Genomic DNA, 17,460 nt, shown 5'->3' with positions numbered 1-17,460 from the left:
AGACTGGCTATAATGCGGACCTCGTTGGCCAGTTAGCTCAGTTGGTAGAGCAGCGGATTGAAAATCCGCGTGTCCGTGGTTCGATTCCGCGACTGGCCACCAGAATCCCGATGGGCCGACCGAGTGTCGGCCCATTTGCTTTGCGGCGTCAATTTGCGGCCAGAAGTCGCTGTTCCGGCTCAATTTTGGGGCGCAGGCGCGGTGTTATAATCCGGCTCGCTCCGTCCCACCCCCCTCCCGCATGCAACTCTTCGCCCTCGGCTTGAACCATCACACCGCGCCGCTCGTCATCCGCGAACGCGTCGCGTTCCAGCCCGAGCGCATGGGGCAGGCGCTGCACGATCTGGCCCATACGGATTCGGTGCGCGAGGCGGCGATCCTGTCGACCTGCAACCGCACCGAGCTCTATTTCGCCGCCGAGCAGCCCCAGCACGCGGCCGACTGGCTCGCTCGTTTCCACCGCCTCGCGCTCGCCGAGGTCTCGCCCTACCTGTATTCCTACCCGCAGCGCGACGCGATCCGCCATGTCTTCCGGGTGGCGAGCGGGCTCGACTCGATGGTGATCGGCGAGCCGCAGATCCTCGGCCAGGTCAAGGACGCCGCGCGCTACGCCGAAGAGGCGGGCACCCTGGGCGTGCTGTTGCACAAGCTGTTCCAGAACACCTTCGCGGTGGCCAAGGAGGTGCGCTCGACCACCGCGATCGGCGCCAACACGGTGTCGATGGCCGCTGCGGCCGTGCATCTGACCGAGCGCATCTTCGAGCGCGTTGCCGACCAGCACGTGCTCTTCATCGGCGCGGGCGAGATGATCGAGCTCTGTGCCGCCCACTTCGGCGGCGCTCGGCCCAAATCCATGGCGGTGGCTAACCGTACCGAGGAGCGTGCCAGGGCCCTGGCGGACCGCTTCGGCGCCACCACCATGCGCATCGATCAGATTGGCGAGGCGCTGCCGCGTTTCGACGTCGTCGTGTCCTGTACGGCTGCGCCGCTGCCCATCGTCGGCTTGGGCATGGTCGAGCGCGCGGTCAAGGCGCGCCGCCATCGCCCGATGGTGATGGTCGATCTGGCCGTGCCGCGCGACATCGAGCCCGAGATCGCCGAACTCGACGACATCTTCCTGTACACCGTGGATGATCTCGCCCAGGTGGTGGAGGCCGGCATGGAGTCGCGCCAGCAGGCGGTGATCGAGGCCGAGCAGATCATCGCCAGCCGGGTTGATGGCTTCCTGCACTGGATGTCGGCGCGCGAGACGGTGCCGGTGATCCGTTCGCTGCGCGAGCACGCCGAGAGCCTGCGCCAGGCCGAGCTCGAGCGCGCCGTGCGCCTGCTCGCCAAGGGCGAGGACCCGCAGCGCGTGCTCGAGGCGCTGTCGCACGGCCTCACCAACAAGCTGATGCACGGCCCCACCCGCTTCCTGAACCAGGCCGAGGGCGAGCACAAGGTCGAAGCCGGCCGCGTGGTGCGCGAGCTCTTCAACCTGTCCCGCGATTCCCACTAGCCGCACGGCTCCGCAGGCCGCCGCCCGCCGGCGGCGTGTGCGCGTCCTTCCTCCGTCATGAAGCAGAGCATCCGCGACAAACTCGAACACCTCGCAAACCGGCTCGAAGAGCTCGACCGCACGCTCGCCTCCGAGGAGGGCGCGCGCGACATGAACGCCTTCCGCGAGCTCTCGCGCGAGCGCGCCGAGATCGAGCCGGTGGTGGCGCTGTACCGCGAGCATCGCCAGGCCGAAGCCGACTGCGCGACCGCGCGCGAGCTGCTCGCCGACCCCGAGATGCGTGAGCTCGGCGAACTCGAGCTTGCCGAGGGCGAGGCGCGCATCGAAGCGCTGGAGGCCGAGCTGCAGCGCGCGCTGCTGCCGCGCGATCCCAACGACGCGCGCAACCTGTTCCTCGAGATCCGCGCCGGCACCGGCGGCGACGAGGCGGCGCTGTTCGCCGGCGACCTCCTGCGCATGTACACCCGCTACGCCGAACGCCAGCGCTGGAAGGTGGAGATCGTGTCGGCGAGCGAATCCGACCTCGGCGGCTACAAGGAGGTCATCGCCCGCGTGGTCGGCAACGGCGCCTATTCGAAGCTCAAGTTCGAATCCGGCGGCCACCGCGTGCAGCGTGTCCCGGTGACCGAGACCCAAGGGCGCATCCACACCTCCGCCTGCACGGTCGCCGTGCTGCCCGAGGCCGACGAGGTCGAGGCGGTGGACATCAACCCCGCCGACCTGCGCATCGACACCTTCCGCGCCTCGGGCGCGGGCGGGCAGCACATCAACAAGACGGACTCCGCGGTGCGCATCACGCACATTCCCACCGGCATCGTCGTCGAGTGCCAGGACGATCGCTCGCAGCACCGCAACAAGGCGCAGGCCATGGCGGTGCTCGCCGCGCGCCTGTACGACGCCAGGGTGCGCGCGCAACAGAGCGCCGAGGCCGCGCAGCGCAAGAGCCTGGTCGGCAGCGGCGACCGCTCCGAGCGCATCCGCACCTACAACTTCCCGCAGGGGCGGGTGACCGACCACCGCATCAACCTCACCCTCTACAAGCTCGATGCGGTGATGCAGGGCGAGCTCGACGAGATCGTCGACGCGCTCACCCTCGAGCACCAGGCCGACCTGCTCGCGGCACTCGGGGAGGATGCATGAGTCCCGCCGCGCCGTCTGCCGACGGGATCGACATCGCCGGCGCGCTCGCCTGGGCACGCGCGCGCATCGACCAGATGGACGCGCGCGTGCTGCTGCGCCACGTGCTGCAGTGCCCGGCCGCGCGTCTGGTGGCGTGGCCGGAGCAGAAGCTTGCTGCGGAGGACTGGGCCGAGTACCGCGCCCTCGTCGAGCGCCGCGCCGCCGGCGAGCCGGTAGCCTATCTCACCGGCACGCGCGAGTTCTACGGGCGCGAGTTCCTCGTCACCCCGGCGGTGCTGATCCCGCGCCCCGAGACCGAGCTGCTGGTCGAGCTCGCGCTCGCGCACTTTCCCGGACGGCGCGGGCTGCGCGTGCTCGACCTCGGCACGGGCAGCGGGGCGCTCGCGGTGACCCTGGCGCTCGAGCTCGAGGCGGCCGAGGTGGTCGCGCTCGACCGCTCGCGCGAGGCGCTGTGGGTGGCGATGGCCAACGCCGCCAGGCTGGGCGCGAGCGTCTCCTTCGTGCAGAGCGACTGGTTCGGCGCGCTCGGCGACGAGCACTTCGAGCTCATCGTGTCCAATCCGCCCTACGTGGCTGCGGGCGACCCGCACCTCGAGCAGGGCGACGTGCGCTTCGAGCCGCGTGGCGCGCTCGCCGCCGGGCCGCAGGGCCTGGACGACCTCGCCGAGATCGTCGCCGGCGCGCCGGCACGCCTGGTCGATGGCGGCTGGCTCTTCCTTGAGCACGGCTACGACCAGGCGGCGTCGGCGCGCGGCCTGCTCGCCGACGCCGGCTTTGCCGCGATCGCCTCGTGGGCCGACCTCGCCGGCATCGAGCGCGTCTCGGGGGGGCGCTGGCTGGGGCGCGCAACGCGCGATTCGCGTTGACGCTGGCGGCGCGCAACGCCTATTATTTCCCGACTGTTTAACTCAACTTTTTCAGGTTTCCAGAATGGACATCCAGGACGTCATCCGCGATCAGGTCACCAACAACGGCGTGGTGCTCTACATGAAGGGCACGCCCCAGTTCCCGCAGTGCGGCTTCTCCTCCACCGCGGTGCAGATCCTCAAGGGCTGCGGCGTGCGCGAGGTGCTCGCGGTCAACGTGCTTGCCGACCCCGAGATCCGTCAGGGCATCAAGGAATTCTCCAACTGGCCCACCATCCCGCAGCTCTACGTCAAGGGCGAATTCGTCGGTGGCAGCGACATCATGCGCGAGATGTACGACAGCGGCGAACTGCAGCAGATGCTCAAGGACGCCGGACTCGTCGGCGAGGACTGATCCCGCGCGACGACCTTCGTCGTGGAACGCCGGCTGCCGACCCGTTTTCAGGGTCCGCCGCCGGCGTTTTCATTCGCACCGTCGGGTGTGCGGCGGCGTGTGCGCAACCAGGCCTTGCGCGCGAGGTGGGGCAGGAGCATGTGCAGGGGCATGCGCAGCAGGTGATAGCGCGCGAGTGCCAGCCGCCGCGCGAATCGCACCGACAGGCCGGGTGGCCGATCGGGGTCGGGCGGGAGCAGGGCGAGCGAGATGTAGGCCTCCATCGGCCGGCGGAGTACGGCGGCGGGGCCGGGAAGGGCGCTCAGGACCTCCTGGGGGACCGGCGTCTGCATCCAGCTGCGGGCGAAATGCAGCCCATACCAGAGCGGACGGCCCAGCCCGAGCGCATTGGCACGCTCGACGAGGCCCGGCCAGAAGCCCGTCGTGCCGGCGAAGCTGCGCAGCAGGCCGTCGATGTCGGCGATCTCGCGCACGCGCAGGGCGAGATCGCCGTCCTGGAAGCAATGCACGCAGGCATGCAGCACCTGGTCCCGCGCCGACAGCACGCGGAAGCGGCTGCCGGCGATCGGCAAGCTCTCGTCGAACAGCGGCGCCGGATCGAAATGGCGCCGCCCGGTCACCGGCGTGATCGCGTGATGCAGGTCGAGTTCGAGGAAATGGCCCGGGAAGCGCAGGGGGGGCGTCTCGTGGCTCCAGTCGCGGTAGTAGCGTTCATCGTAGGGGTCCAGCGCCGCGCTCTCCCAGCCCGCGGCGTGCAGCCTCGCCTCCATGGTGCGCAGGGCGCGTGCGGGCACCAGCAGGTCGATGTCGGAGACGAAGCGGCCGCGGGCGAAGCCGAGCGCCTGCAGTGCGTAGGCGCCGCCCTTCAGGGCGATCACCGGGAAATCGCCGCCGCACAGCGGGGCCACGTCGCGCAGCTCGGCGTCGAGCATGCGCGCGCTGAAGTCCGCCATCCTCGTCGCCGACAGCAGATGGCGGCGGACCCGCTCCGACACGGTCGGATTGTCCGCGTTGGCGGCGGCGAGGCGGCCATGCAGGCCGGTCATGCGCGCGAGCCGCAGCACCCGATCCCAGCGCGCCTCCGGGATCTCGAGGGCTTCGTGAAGGCCGCGCAGCAGCAGGGCACAGTCGGCCGCCGGATGCGTGCTCATGAGGCTTTTCCGAATAGCTGCTCGATGCAGGGGAGGGCGTCGGCGAGCGCGCCATACTCGATCTCCCAGGCGGGGGCCGTGCGCGCGAGGCGGAGGATGGCGTCGAAGCCGACCGGGCCGAGCTTGCGGTAATTGAAACTGTTGAGCCCCAGCCGCATCGCGGCCTCCGCCCGGCGCACCGGTTCGCAGCGCAGGGCTGCGCCTTCGCGATATCTCGGGAACACCACGAGCGCGGGTGTGACCGGCCGGCGGCGTGCTGCTACGCTCGCACGGTCGGGTGCGAAGTGCGCCACGTCGCCCTTGCGCGTACCGGCAAAGACGGGGCCGAGGACCGCGCCCGGCTGGCCGCCGATGATGTCGATCGAGCGATTCTTCAGCGCTGCGGGCTTGAGCAGGGGGTGCAGCAGTCCGGATTCGGTATCCAGCACCCCGAACTCGTCCGAGAGGAAGCGCCAGCCTGCGAGGTGAAGGGCGCAGGTCAGCGTGCTCTTGCCCGAGCCCGGTGCGGCGGGAAGGATCAGGGCACGGTCCTCGCGCGCGACCACGCCTGCATGCAGCAGCACATGCGCGTTGAGGCGCTGCGCCAGCAGCCAGTTGGTGCCCCATTCGAAAAGAGGCAGGGCGCTGTCGAGCGGGTAGGGGTCGAAGGGGCAGGAGGCCTCCGACCACAGGCGTACCTGCGGGCCCCACACGCGCCAGGGCGGCCCGGGGAGCAGCGCGACGCGCACGTCCGCGAAGCCGCTGTCCCCTGCCTGCGAATGGTCGCGGTAGAGCAGGTCGAGCTGGGCATTGAACTCGCGAAGCGGCGAGCGCACCACCACGCTGGCCGCACCGAGGTCGATCGAGCGCTGCATCACGCCGCCCTTCAAGCCTCGGTCCCCGTGCCCGCAGCGCGCTCGGCGAGCGCGGTCAGCGCGACCGCCAGGCGTTCCAGTCCCGCCGGCCAGCCGCCGTTCGCGGCGACCTCGGCGCGGAAGGCCTCGAAACATCCGGCTTCGATGGCGAGCGCCGCCTCGCGCAGCACGATCACGGCGCCCGCGCTCAGCAGATGGGTATCCCAGCGCAGCGGATCGAGAAAAAGAAACTGCCCGTCGAGGGACGGGCAGTAGCGTTCGATCCAGGCCAGCGGCCCCAGCGGCGAGGTCGGCTGCATCGGCGTTCAGCCGCCGTAGGTGAAGCCACTCTTCGCATTCGGATTCACCGACGCGAGGCAGGAACCCTCCAGAGGGGTATTCTGCTCGGTGCGCATGGTGATCGCGGGGTAGTTGCCGACGAAGTTGCCGTTCGCGTCGAAGTACGCCAAAACCCAAGCGGTCTTCGGGTACGCGGGCGACTGCGAGCTCTTCTTCGTCGCCAAGGCGATCAGCGTCGGAGCTTCGCCGACCACCGCCGGCACGCGGTACCAATTGATGCCGTTGTCGAGCGAGAAGCCCTCGAAGTCCGTATCCGGAACGCCCCCCACGTTCCCGCTGCATTCCCACACGTCGACCTTGCTCCAGGCCCACTCGTCAACCCCGGTCATGGCCGCCGGGTCGGTCCACGAAAACTGGTTACCGTTCGCAGGCGGGGTTTCTTCAATGTACGTGTTCTTCACGCATCCGATCGATGCCGCAGCCGCGCTACCGCCGTATCCCAGCGTGAGCACGGTGGATGCACCCAGCGCGCCCTTCAGGACTCGCCTTCGCTGCTCGACCGTCTCGTTGTTCCGGATCCTGTCCATCATCAATCCCTGATTCCGCTGGTGCCTGATTTCATTATATCTGCCGCCCGACGTCTTTCCGATGAACCTTGCCCAGACCGTAGCAAATATCACGCCCGCGTCGAAAAATCGACGCAAGTCGCTGATTTCAAAATAGGTGTGCTGTGCGGGCAGATCGCGCTCCGGGGCCGAGTGTAAAAAACGCCGACGCATCCGCTCCTGCTTCGGGGCGTTTCAGTCCCTGCGCCGCGCCAACTCCTCGTTCAGCCGCGTGGCCAGCCGAAGGGACTCGCGCAGGTAGGCGCGGCCGAACAGGTTGAGGTGGTTGAGCAGGTGATAGAGGCTGTACAGCGGCTTGCGCTGCTCGTAGTCCTCGTGCAGCGGCCAGGCGCGCCGGTAGGCGGTGTAGAAGGCGGAGGGGAAACCACCGAAGAGCTCGCTCATGGCGAGGTCGGCTTCGCGGTCGCCGCGGTGCACCGCGGGATCGAACACCACCGGCGTGCCGTCGGCGAGCACCGCCGCGTTGCCGTGCCAGAGGTCGCCGTGGAGCAGGCTCTCGGGCGGGCGGTAGTCGAGGAAAAGCGCGGGGACACGGTCGAGAAGGCGGTCGGCCTGGCGCTGCAGCTCGATGTCGAAGCCCTGCGCGCGGGCGCGCGCGAACTGCGGACGCAGGCGCTGCTCGACGAAGAAGCGCGCCCAGTTGTCGCGCTCGGTGTTCGCCTGCGGCGTGCGCCCGATGAAGTTGTCGCGCGGCCAGCCGAAGTGCTCGCCGACGTTGCGGTGCAGCGCCGCCAGCGCCTCGGCGAAGCGGGCGCCGTCGGCCGCGCTGGTCAGCGGCTGCAGGTCGAGCCATTCCAGCACCAGGATGGCGTGGGCCTCGTCCCCCCCGCGCGCGATCACCGCCGGGGTGCGTAGGCTGCCGCTTGCCGCGATCGCGCCGAGGCCGTCGGCCTCGGCCTCGAACATCGGCGCCTGGGCGGCAGGGGCGAGCTTGGCGAAGAAACGTGCGCCACCGGCGTCCTGGAGGCGCAGCGCGGTGTGGATGCTGCCGCCGCTCACCGGCTCGGCGGAGACGATGCGCAGCTGCTCGCCCATGGCGGCGCGCAGGGCGGCCTCGACGGCGGGAAGGGCGGGGTGGGGCGTCGGCGATTCGTTCATAGATTGGCGATGCGGGCACTGGCTTGCGACAGGCGCGTCGCCAGCACCTCGAGGAAAGCCTGGTAGAAATGCATGCGCAGGGTCTCGCTGGCGCGCTCGAGCGCGCGCGCGCGAATCGTCACCAGCTCGGTGTCCGCGGCGGCCTCGACCGAGGCCGAGCGCACGCCGGAGATGGTGGAGAACACCGCGATCTCGCCGAAGCAGTCGCCCGGGTTGAGCACCTCGAGCAGGCGTCCCTGCTTGCTCACCCGCGCCTCGCCGGCGAGCACGAAGCAGATGGCGTCGCCGCGCTCGCCCTCCTTGATGATCACCGTGCCCGCGAGCGCGCGGTCGAAGCGCGACAGCCCGATCACCTCCCACAGCTCGGCGTCGGCGAAGCGGCGGAAGAAGCGCATCGTGCGCAGCGCCTCGAACTTGCCGGTGTCGCCGAGGCGGTCCGGGGCGAGCGCGAGGCTGCGGTTGCGGAAGGCGAGCGCGAGGTCGTGGGAGAACTCGCTCCAGCTCTGGTAGCGGCGCTCGATGTCCTTCTCGGTGGCGCGGCGCACGATCGCGTCGAGCGCCTCGGGTACCTCGGGGCGCAGCTCGGAGGGCGGCGGCGGGGTGTCGTGTGCGATGCTGTAGAGCAGGCTGTAGCTGTTCTCCTGCTCGAAGGGCAGGTGGCCGGTGAGGAGCTGGAACATCACCACGCCGAGCGAATAGATGTCGGTGCGGTGGTCGAGCGGCACCTCGCGCACCTGCTGCGGCGACATGTAGGCGGGCGAGCCGACGCCGGCGATCTGCGTGGTCTCGCGCGCGGTGTGCAGCGCGGCGCCGAAGTCGGAGATGCGGATGTCGCTGCCGCCGGGCGCCATCAGCAGGATGTTGGCCGGCTTGATGTCGCGGTGCGTGATGCCCTGGTGGAAGGCGTAGTCGAGCGCGCGCGTGGCCTTGAAGACGATCTCGATGACGCGCCCGAAGGGGGCCAGCGTCGCCGGCGTCGCGATGTCCTCGAGCGTGCCGCCGGGCACGTGGTCCATCACCAGCCAGGCATCCTCGTCGGTGACCAGCGCATCGTGGATGCGCACGATGTGCGGGTGGGCGAGCTTGCCGGCGAGCGCGGCCTCGTTGAGGAAGAGCTGACGCAGCAGGCGGCCGCGCTGCGGATCGGCGAGGATCTCGCGGCGCAGGCGCTTGATCGCCACCTCGACCTGGCGGAACGGGTCCCAGGCGAGATGGACGCTGCTGGTGGCGCCCTTGCCGATGCGGCGGAGAAGCTCGTACTTGCCGATGCGCTCGGCCGCCGCTGTGGTCATGGGCGTCGGATCGGGCTCAGCCTTGGCCGAGGCCGAGGCCGATGCGGGCGCGCGCCACCGCGGCGCGCACCTGCTCGGGCGCGGTGCCGCCGATGTGCTTGCGCGAGGCCAGCGAGCCTTCGACGGTGAGGACGCCGAAGACGTCCTCACCGAGGCGCTCGGCGGCGCCGGGCACGTGGGCCATGGCGATGCGCAGCTCGTCGAGGGTGAACTGCGGCAGGTCGCAGCCCTTGACCTCGGCTGCGCGCACCGCCAGCGCCACGGCCTCGTGGGCGTCGCGGAAGGGCAGGCCCTTCTTCACCAGGTAGTCGGCGAGGTCGGTGGCGGTGGCATAGCCCTGGCTGAGCGCGCCGCGCATGGCCTCTGCCTTGACGCGGATGCCGCCGATCATGTCGGCGTAGATGCGAAGCGTGTCGATGACCGTGTCGGCGGTGTCGAACAAGGGCTCCTTGTCTTCCTGGTTGTCCTTGTTGTACGCCAGCGGCTGGCCCTTCATCAGCGTGAGCAGGGCGACCAGGCTGCCATTGACGCGGCCGGTCTTGCCGCGCACCAGCTCGGGCACGTCGGGGTTCTTCTTCTGCGGCATGATCGAGCTGCCGGTGCAGAAGCGGTCGGCGAGGTCGATGAAGCCCACGCGCGGGCTCATCCACAGGATCAGCTCCTCGGACAGGCGCGACAGGTGGGTCATCAGCAGCGCGCTGGCGGCGCAGAACTCGATCGCGAAGTCGCGGTCGCTGACGGCGTCGAGCGAGTTGTAGCAGACCTCGTCGAAGCCGAGCTCGGAAGCGACGAACTCGCGGTCGATCGGGTAGCTGGTGCCGGCGAGCGCGGCCGAGCCGAGCGGCAGGCGATTGACGCGCTTGCGGCAGTCGGCGAAGCGCTCGGCGTCGCGCCGGCTCATCTCGAAGTAGGCCATCAGGTGGTGGCCGAAGGTGACCGGCTGCGCCACCTGCAGGTGGGTGAAGCCGGGCAGGGGCGTGCCGGCATGGGTTTCGGCGACCTCGAGCAGGCGTGACTGGAACTCGGCGATCAGCCCGAGGATGCGGTCGATCGCGTCGCGCAGCCACAGGCGGATGTCGGTGGCGACCTGGTCGTTGCGGCTGCGTCCGGTGTGCAGGCGTTTTCCCGCGTCGCCCACCAGCGCGGTGAGGCGCTTCTCGATGTTCAGGTGCACGTCCTCGTCGTCGAGGCTCCAGGCAAATTCGCCGCGCTCGATCTCGCCGGCGATCTGTGCCATCCCGCGCTCGATGTCGACGAGATCCTGCGTGCCGATGATGCCCTGGCGGGCGAGCATCCTGGCGTGCGCGAGCGAGCCGCGGATGTCCTGCGCGGCCATGCGCTGGTCGAAGGACACGCTCGCCGTGTAGCGCTTGACGAGTTCGGAAACGGGTTCGGAGAAGCGGCCGGACCAGGCCTTGGCGCTCGCGTCGGCGGGGGCGTTGGCGCTGGCGGCCGGCGTCGTGGTGTCTGTCATAATCGGGGTGTTGGAAACGGAAAAGGCCGGCCCTGCGCTGCCGGCCCGGCATGGAACGATTACGGGAAGGGGCGCCGCCTGCGGTGGCGCGCGTAGATGGCCGAAAGTATAAAGCAAAAGCCCCCGGCGCTCGGCGCGCCGGGCCTGCCCGACTTCCGCAACCTCGGGGTGATGTTGCGCGTCCTGCTGGCGGTGAACCTCTTCGCCGCGCTCACCGTGGCGATCCGGCTCGATGCGCCCGCCCGGCTCGCCGACGAGCTCGCGCTGATGGCCGGGCGGGTGGAGCTGCCGCTGCTGCTGAGCCTGGTGCTCCTCTACCTCGGCGCGCCCGGGCTGAGTGCGCTGCCGGTCGCGGCCGGGCGCGGCGTCGTACTCGTGCTCGCCAGCCTGGCGGCGATCGCCGCCAGCCTGCTCGCCGCGGTGCCGGCCGCGGAGTGGTGGCGACCACTGGGCTGGGCGTGGCTCGCCGCTGCGCTCTGCCTGGCGTATTTCGACTGGCGCAGCCGGCGCCTGTCGCCGGCGCTCGCCGAGGCGCGGCTGATCGCACTGACCGCGCGCATCCGGCCGCACTTCTTCTTCAACTGCCTGAACGGCGTGCTCGGCGTCATCCGCTCCGAGCCGCGCCGCGCGGAACAGGCGCTGGAGGAGCTCGCCGACCTGTTCCGCGCGCTGATGCAGGACGGCCGCGAGCGCGTGACGCTGGCCGAGGAGATCGAGCTCGCCGAGCGCTACATCGGGCTGGAGCGCCTGCGGCTCGGCGAGCGCCTCGCGGTGCGCTGGGAGTTTGGAGGAGGGGGTGGAGAGGCGGGAGAGGACGGGGAAGGCGGGGAAGGCGGGGAGGGCGGACGAGGTGGTGAAGGCGGCGAGAGGCGTACGCGCGTGCCCGCGGAACTGCTGCGCGCCCGCATGCCTTCGCTGCTGCTTCAACCCCTGCTCGAAAATGCCGTCTACCACGGCATCGAGCCTGCCGCCGCCGCGGGCGAGGTGATCGTCCGCATCGCGCGCCACGGCAAGGAGCTTTGCATCGAGGTGGACAACCCGGTCGCCGCGCAGGGGCTGCACCATGTCGGCAACCGCATGGCGCTGGATAACATCCGCGAGCGCCTGATGCTGTTCCACGACCTCGAGGCGAGGCTGGAGATCGACGAGGCGGATGGCCGCTACCGGGTGCGCATCCGCCTGCCCTGGGAGATGGAGTCCGCATGACCGCAACCGCACCTGAGGCTGTTGCGGCGCTGCGCGTGCTCGTCGTCGATGACGAAGCGCCGGCGCGTGCGCGCCTGCGCGACCTGCTCGGCGACGTCGCCGGGCAGCAGCCCAACGCGATCGTCGGCATGGCCGCCAACGGCGTCGAGGCACTGCGACTGCTCGACTCCGCGGCGGCGGACGTGGTGCTGGCCGACATCCGCATGCCGGTGATGGACGGCGTGGAGCTCGCCCGCCACCTCGCCCGCCTGCCGGCGCCTCCGGCGCTGGTCTTCGTGACCGCCTACGACCAGTACGCGGTGCAGGCCTTCGAGCTCGCCGCGGTGGATTACCTGCTCAAGCCGGTGCGCGCGCAGCGCCTGGCCGCGGCGCTCGAGCGCGTACGCGCGCGCCGCGCGCCGCCGGCGGCCGACGTGCTGGCCACGCTGGCGACGCGCGCGCGTCGCCACTTCAGTGTCGCGGAGTGCGGCCGCATTCTGCTGGTGCCGGTGGCCGAGGTGCTCTATCTGCGTGCCGAGCTCAAGTACGTCACCGCGCGCACCGCGGCGCGCGAGTATGTGCTCGACGAGTCGCTGGTGCAGATCGAGCAGGAGTTTCCGCGCAGTTTCCTGCGCCTGCACCGCAACTGCCTGGTCGCGCTCGCCGCGGTGGCGGGTGTGGAGCGGGCAGCGGAGCGGGATGGACAGAAGGAGGCCGAGCCGCGCTGGGAGGTGCTGTTGCGCGATCTGCCCGAGCGTCTGCCGGTGAGCCGGCGGCAGTGGCCGGCGGTGCGGCAGGCGCTCGGCCTGTAAGACGGCTCAGCCGCTGTTGCGCAAGCCCGCGGCGATGCCGTTGATGGAGATGTGGATGCCGAGCCGGATGCGCTCGTCGATGCCGCCCGCCTCGGCGGCGTCGCGGTGGCGGCGCAGCAGCTCGACCTGGACGTGGTTGAGCGGGTCGAGGTAGGGGAAGCGGTTGCGGATCGAGCGCTTGAGCAGCGGGTTGGCGTCGAGCAGCTCGCTCTGGCCGGTGATCCGCAGTACCGCCCCGACCGTGGCCTGGTGCTCGGCGCGGATGCGCCCGAAGATCGTGTCGCGCAGCGCCGCGTCCTTGACCAGCTCGGCGTAGCGGCTGGCGATCGCGAGGTCGGTCTTGGACAGCACCATGTCCATGTTCGACAGCAGGGTCTGGAAGAAGGGCCATTCCATGTTCATGCGCTGCAAGAGCGCCAGGCCGTCGTCCGGGTTGGCGGTGAGGAAATCGCGCACCGCGCTGCCGAAGCCGTACCAGCCCGGCAGCATCACCCGGCACTGCGACCAGCTGAACACCCAGGGGATCGCGCGCAGGTCCTCGATCGCGGTGCTCTTCTTGCGCGAGGCCGGGCGGCTGCCGATGTTGAGCGCCGCGATCTCGCTGATCACGGTCGACTCCCAGAAGTAGCGCTCGAAACCCTCGGTCTCGTAGACCAGGCCCCGGTAGGCCGCGAAGGCCGCGTCCGAGAGCGCCTGCATGGCGTCGAGGAAGGCGGGCGGCGTCGGGCTGGCGCTGGCCGGGCGCAGGCTGGACTCGAGCGTGGCGGCGACCAGCACCTCGAGGTTGCGCCGGCCGACTTCCGGATTGCCATATTTGGCGCCGATCACCTCGCCCTGTTCGGTGAGGCGGATCTGCCCCTGCACCGCGCCCTCGGGCTGGGCGAGGATGGCCTGGTAGCTCGGGCCGCCGCCACGGCCCACCGAGCCACCGCGGCCGTGGAAGAGGCGCAGGCGCACGCCGTGGCGCGCGAAGGTTTCGACCAGCTCGCCCTCGGCCTTGTAGAGCGCCCAGCCCGAGGTCAGGAAGCCGCCGTCCTTGTTGCTGTCGGAGTAGCCGAGCATGACCTCCTGGGTGTGGTCGCGCGCTTCGAGCAGTCCGCGGTAGGCGGGGATCGAGAAGATGCGCGCCATCACGCCGGCGGCGTTCTCGAGGTCGCCGATGGTCTCGAAGAGCGGCACGATGTTCACGTCGAGCGCGTTCTCGAGCGGGCGCAGGAGGCCCGCCTCCTTCAGCAGTACCGCGAGTTCGAGCAGGTCGGAGACGTCGTCGGTCTTGGAGATGATGCAGTTGCGGATCGCCGCCGTGCCGTAGCGCAGGTGGGCCTGGCGGGCGGCGCGGAAGATCGCCAGCTCGCCCTCGGTCTCGTCCGTGTAGCGGACGTGCGGCGAGGCGAGCGGGCGCGCGGTGGCGAGTTCTTCGAGCAGCAGCGCACAGCGCGCGTCCTCGTCGAGGCTGGCATAGGCGGTGCCGGGGCAGGCGCGTTCGAGCAGCTCGGCGACCGTGCGTTCGTGCACATCCGAGTTCTGGCGCAGGTCGAGCGGGGCGAGATGGAAGCCGAACACCTTCACCGCGCGGCGCAGGTGGCGCAGCCGCCCGCGCGTGAGCGCGCCCGAGCCGTTGGCGGCGAGCGAGCGGTGCAGCACCTCGAGGTCCTCGGCGAGCGCGGCCGCGCTCGGGTAGGGCTGGGCGGCGGCGACCGCGTGGCGTAGCGGGTCGTGGCCAAGCAGGCTGCGGTAGGTGGCGGCCAGGCGCGCGTAGATGCCCGAGATCGCGCGCCGGTAGGGCTCGTCGCTGCGATGCGGCGAGTGGTCGGGCGAGGCCTCGGCAAGCGCGAGCAGGGCATCGGAGGCCGAGACCAGGCCGATGCCGAGCGAGAGCTGCGAGCCCAGGATGTGCAACTCGTCCAGATAATGCCCGAGCGCGACCGCGCACTGCATGGCGAGCGCGCGCTCGAGCACCTCGGCGGTGACGAAGGGGTTGCCGTCGCGGTCGCCGCCGATCCAGCTCCCCACCTGCACGAAGGCGGCGAGCTCGGGCGTGCCCAGCGCCCGGTCGGCGGCGGCGAGGCGGTCCTCCAGGCTGGCGTAGAGCCGTGGCAGTTCGCGCAGGAAGGTGGTCTCGAAGTAGGACAGGCCGTTGTTGACCTCGTCGATCACCGACAGCTTGGCGGTGCGCAGCATGCGCGTCTGCCACAGCGTCAGCACCGCGCGACGCAGCGCCTCGTCGTTGGCCTCGGCCTCCTCGGGGGTGAGCTGCATGCGGTCGCGCGCGTCCAGGAGCCGCGCGATCACGGTCTCGCAGTTGAGGATGCTCTTCCTCTGCACCTCGGTGGGGTGGGCGGTGAGCACCGGCGACACCAGCGCGCCGTCGAAGAAGCCGGCCAGCGCCGCGGGGTCGGCCGCACCGCTGTCGAGCGCGCGCTCGAGCGCGTGCGCCAGGCTGCCCTCGCGCGGTGCCGAGCCGGCGATCAGGTGCGCGCGCGAGCGCCGGATGTGGTGCTGGTCCTCGGCGATGTTGGCCAGGTGGGAGAAATAGCTGAAGGCGCGCACCACCTGGATGGTCTGCTCGCGTGACAAGGCGTCGAGGATGTCCTCCAGCTCGCGGCGCGCGGCGATGTCGTCGTCGCGGCGGAAGCGCACCGAGTTCTGGCGGATGCGTTCGATGAGGCCGAATGCGGCCTCGCCCTGCTGGTCGCGCACGGTGTCGCCGAGCAGGCGGCCGAGCAGGCGGATGTCGTCGCGGAGGGGGGCGTCCTTGTCTTGGTTCATTCTTTCGTTTCGGAATTCGATTGGAGGGGAGAGCGGAGCTTACCGCAAGCGGGTCGCTTTCCTGCCCGTTTCGGGTCGATCCCCGGTGCTGCCGTCTTTCGCGCCGGCTGCCCGGTGGGAGGCGGCGCGGCCGGCCCGCGTGCTAGAATGCGCCCAGTCGTGCGGACGCATTCAGCATTCTGTCATGTTGCGATGCATCATCCTGGCGCCCGTCGCCTCCGCACCTGTGCCCCCGTTTTTCCAGGTGAATCCCGATCGTGAGTCAAAGCAGCCCCGAGCGCATCGTCATCGCAACCCGTGAGAGCCGTCTCGCCCTGTGGCAGGCCGAGCACATCAAGGCACGCCTCGAGGCGCTCCACCCCGGCTGCCGGGTCGAGCTGCTCGGCATGACCACGCGTGGCGACCAGATCCTCGATCGTCCGCTCGCGAAGGTCGGCGGCAAGGGGCTGTTCGTCAAGGAGCTCGAGACCGCGCTGCTCGACGGCCGCGCAGACATCGCCGTGCATTCGATGAAGGACGTGCCGATGGTGATGGAGCCGGAGTTCGCGCTGCCCTGCATCACCGCGCGCGAGGTCCCGCTCGACGCCTTCGTCTCCAGCCGCTACGAGAGCCTCGCCGACATGCCCCCGGGTGCCGTGGTCGGGACCTCCTCGCTGCGCCGCGAGTCGCAGATCCACGCGCAGTATCCCTTCCTCGGCGTCACCAGCCTGCGTGGCAACCTCGATACCCGCCTGCGCAAGCTCGACGAGGGCCAGTACGACGCCATCATCCTCGCCGCCGCCGGCCTCACGCGGCTCGGCCTGGGCGAGCGCATCCGCTCGGTGATGCCGGCCGAGGTCTCGTTGCCCGCGGCCGGGCAGGGCGCGCTCGGCATCGAATGCCTGTCCGCGCGCGCGGACGTGATCGGCTGGCTGCAGCCGCTCGTCGATGCCGACACCACCGCGTGCGTCCTCGCCGAGCGCGCGGTCGCACGCGCGCTCGCCGGCAGCTGCGAGGTGCCGCTGGGCGCCTACGCGGTGATGCGCGAGGGGCGGCTGTGGTTGCGCGGCTTCGTCGCGCGCCCCGACGGCAGCACCATCGTGCGCGCCGAACGCGAGGGCGCGCCGGCCGAGGCCGAGGCGCTCGGGCGCGCGCTCGCCGACGACCTGCGGGCGCAGGGCGCGGAAGCGATCCTCGCCGAGCTCGGCTGAGCGGACGGCAAGGGAGGCGCGCGGTGACGACCCCGGCGGCAGCTTCCGATCTCCGGTCCGTGCGTCCCCTCGCCGGGCGCACCCTCGTCGTCATGCGCCCGCGCGAGCAGGCCGAAAGCCTGTGCGCCCGCCTCGAGGCCGCCGGCGGGCGTGCGCTGCGCTTTCCGGTGATCGCGGTCGGTCCGGCGCTCGATCCGGCGCCGCTGCAGGCCATCGTTGGCCGCCTCGACGAGTTCGACCTCGCCTTCTTCGTCAGCCCCAACGCGGTCGACCACGCCATGCGCGCGATCCTGCCGCAGCGCACCTGGCCCGCCCGCCTGCGTGTCGCCACCGTGGGCAAGGGCAGCCAGCGCGTGATGCAGGACTGGGGCTTCGCGAACGTCATCGCGCCGCAGGACGGTTTCGACAGCGAGGCCGTGATCGCCCTGCCCGAATTCGCCGCCGACGCGGTGCGCGGGCGCAAGGTGCTGATCTTCCGTGGCGACGGCGGCCGCGAACTGCTCGCCGACACCTTGCGCGAACGCGGCGCGAGCGTGGAATATGTCACCTGCTACCGACGCCATTGTCCCGAGGCCGATCCCGCGCTGCTGCTCGGGCCAGCGGCGCGGGGCGAGCTCGACGGCCTGCTGCTGACCAGCAGCGAGGGCGTACGCAATCTGGAATGCATGCTCGGCACGGAGGGGCTCGCCGCCCTGCGCGCCGTGACGGTGTTCGCCGCGCACCCGCGCATCGTCGCGCAGGCGCGTGCGGCCGGTTTCGAACGGGTGGTCGAGACGCCGGCCGGAGACGACGGTTTGATGCAGGCCCTAGAAAGCCATTTTGCCTAGACGTG

General features: G+C 70.6%; 16 protein-coding genes and 1 tRNA gene. 9 read left to right on the top strand and 8 right to left on the bottom strand.

Annotation, left to right across the window (positions count from 1 at the left end):
* Positions 1-26 precede the first annotated feature (26 nt).
* The 5 genes from PO78_RS07000 to grxD all read left to right on the top strand — a co-directional run bounded on the left by PO78_RS07000 (position 27) and on the right by grxD (position 3,898).
* Positions 27-102 (top strand) — tRNA-Phe (locus PO78_RS07000).
* 139 nt (positions 103-241) lie between these two features.
* Positions 242-1,498, top strand: a complete 1,257-nt coding sequence (gene hemA / locus PO78_RS06995) for a glutamyl-tRNA reductase (protein ID WP_004311478.1) — start codon at positions 242-244, stop codon at positions 1,496-1,498.
* Between the two features lie 57 nt (positions 1,499-1,555).
* Entirely contained in the window at positions 1,556-2,638 is a 1,083-nt protein-coding gene (prfA, locus tag PO78_RS06990; RefSeq protein WP_043742877.1) for a peptide chain release factor 1, read from the top strand.
* Positions 2,635-3,504 carry a peptide chain release factor N(5)-glutamine methyltransferase gene (prmC, locus tag PO78_RS06985; protein WP_004311476.1) on the top strand — a complete coding sequence of 290 codons (870 nt, stop codon included), beginning with the start codon at positions 2,635-2,637 and terminating at the stop codon, positions 3,502-3,504. The genes prfA and prmC overlap by 4 nt, the downstream gene beginning before the upstream one ends.
* 64 nt (positions 3,505-3,568) lie before the next feature.
* The gene (gene grxD, locus PO78_RS06980; protein WP_004311475.1) at positions 3,569-3,898 is read left to right on the top strand and encodes a Grx4 family monothiol glutaredoxin; all 330 of its coding nucleotides are present in this window, start codon (positions 3,569-3,571) and stop codon (positions 3,896-3,898) included.
* 47 nt (positions 3,899-3,945) lie between these two features.
* Here the strand turns inward: grxD and PO78_RS06975 are convergent, their stop codons facing one another.
* From PO78_RS06975 to argH, 7 genes are read right to left on the bottom strand one after another with little or no spacing between them, the layout of a single operon-like run.
* Complete coding sequence (locus PO78_RS06975) at positions 3,946-5,049, bottom strand: nucleotidyltransferase domain-containing protein (protein WP_004311474.1); 1,104 nt, start codon at positions 5,047-5,049, stop codon at positions 3,946-3,948.
* On the bottom strand, positions 5,046-5,903 hold the full coding sequence (locus tag PO78_RS06970) for an HprK-related kinase A (RefSeq protein WP_012585009.1): 858 nt from the start codon (positions 5,901-5,903) through the stop codon (positions 5,046-5,048). The genes PO78_RS06975 and PO78_RS06970 overlap by 4 nt, the downstream gene beginning before the upstream one ends.
* 11 nt (positions 5,904-5,914) lie before the next feature.
* The gene (locus PO78_RS06965; RefSeq protein WP_004311471.1) at positions 5,915-6,202 is read right to left on the bottom strand and encodes a hypothetical protein; all 288 of its coding nucleotides are present in this window, start codon (positions 6,200-6,202) and stop codon (positions 5,915-5,917) included.
* A 6-nt stretch (positions 6,203-6,208) separates the two neighbouring features.
* Positions 6,209-6,961, bottom strand: a complete 753-nt coding sequence (locus PO78_RS22800; protein WP_156147786.1) for a hypothetical protein — start codon at positions 6,959-6,961, stop codon at positions 6,209-6,211.
* Between the two features lie 21 nt (positions 6,962-6,982).
* The gene (locus tag PO78_RS06955; RefSeq protein WP_004311466.1) at positions 6,983-7,906 is read right to left on the bottom strand and encodes a fructosamine kinase family protein; all 924 of its coding nucleotides are present in this window, start codon (positions 7,904-7,906) and stop codon (positions 6,983-6,985) included.
* Positions 7,903-9,198 carry a protein kinase domain-containing protein gene (locus tag PO78_RS06950; RefSeq protein ID WP_012585011.1) on the bottom strand — a complete coding sequence of 432 codons (1,296 nt, stop codon included), beginning with the start codon at positions 9,196-9,198 and terminating at the stop codon, positions 7,903-7,905. Before PO78_RS06950 ends, PO78_RS06955 begins: the two co-directional genes overlap by 4 nt.
* Positions 9,199-9,214: 16 nt before the next feature.
* The gene (gene argH / locus PO78_RS06945) at positions 9,215-10,672 is read right to left on the bottom strand and encodes an argininosuccinate lyase (protein WP_004311463.1); all 1,458 of its coding nucleotides are present in this window, start codon (positions 10,670-10,672) and stop codon (positions 9,215-9,217) included.
* Positions 10,673-10,768: 96 nt separating this feature from the next.
* Between argH and PO78_RS06940 the strand changes: the two genes are divergently transcribed.
* The gene (locus tag PO78_RS06940) at positions 10,769-11,878 is read left to right on the top strand and encodes a sensor histidine kinase (protein ID WP_043742875.1); all 1,110 of its coding nucleotides are present in this window, start codon (positions 10,769-10,771) and stop codon (positions 11,876-11,878) included.
* The gene (locus PO78_RS06935; RefSeq protein ID WP_043742873.1) at positions 11,875-12,669 is read left to right on the top strand and encodes a LytR/AlgR family response regulator transcription factor; all 795 of its coding nucleotides are present in this window, start codon (positions 11,875-11,877) and stop codon (positions 12,667-12,669) included. The genes PO78_RS06940 and PO78_RS06935 overlap by 4 nt, the downstream gene beginning before the upstream one ends.
* Before the next feature lie 6 nt (positions 12,670-12,675).
* Here PO78_RS06935 and ppc read toward each other — a convergent pair whose 3' ends face one another.
* A complete protein-coding gene (ppc, locus tag PO78_RS06930; RefSeq protein WP_004308693.1) occupies positions 12,676-15,438 on the bottom strand; it encodes a phosphoenolpyruvate carboxylase in 2,763 nt (920 codons plus the stop codon).
* Positions 15,439-15,695: 257 nt separating this feature from the next.
* Here ppc and hemC point away from each other — a divergent pair, with 257 nt between their 5' ends.
* Both hemC and PO78_RS06920 read left to right on the top strand, forming a co-directional pair.
* On the top strand, positions 15,696-16,628 hold the full coding sequence (gene hemC, locus PO78_RS06925; RefSeq protein WP_004308695.1) for a hydroxymethylbilane synthase: 933 nt from the start codon (positions 15,696-15,698) through the stop codon (positions 16,626-16,628).
* 92 nt (positions 16,629-16,720) lie between these two features.
* Positions 16,721-17,455 (top strand): uroporphyrinogen-III synthase, encoded by a 735-nt coding sequence (locus PO78_RS06920; protein ID WP_043742968.1) that lies wholly within the window; start codon positions 16,721-16,723, stop codon positions 17,453-17,455.
* The last annotated feature ends 5 nt before the right edge of the window (positions 17,456-17,460 follow it).

It is taken from the genome of Thauera sp. SWB20 (genome assembly GCF_000831325.1).
In the GTDB taxonomy this organism is placed as follows: domain Bacteria; phylum Pseudomonadota; class Gammaproteobacteria; order Burkholderiales; family Rhodocyclaceae; genus Thauera; species Thauera aminoaromatica.
This window is presented reverse-complemented; position numbering and strand designations above follow the sequence as displayed.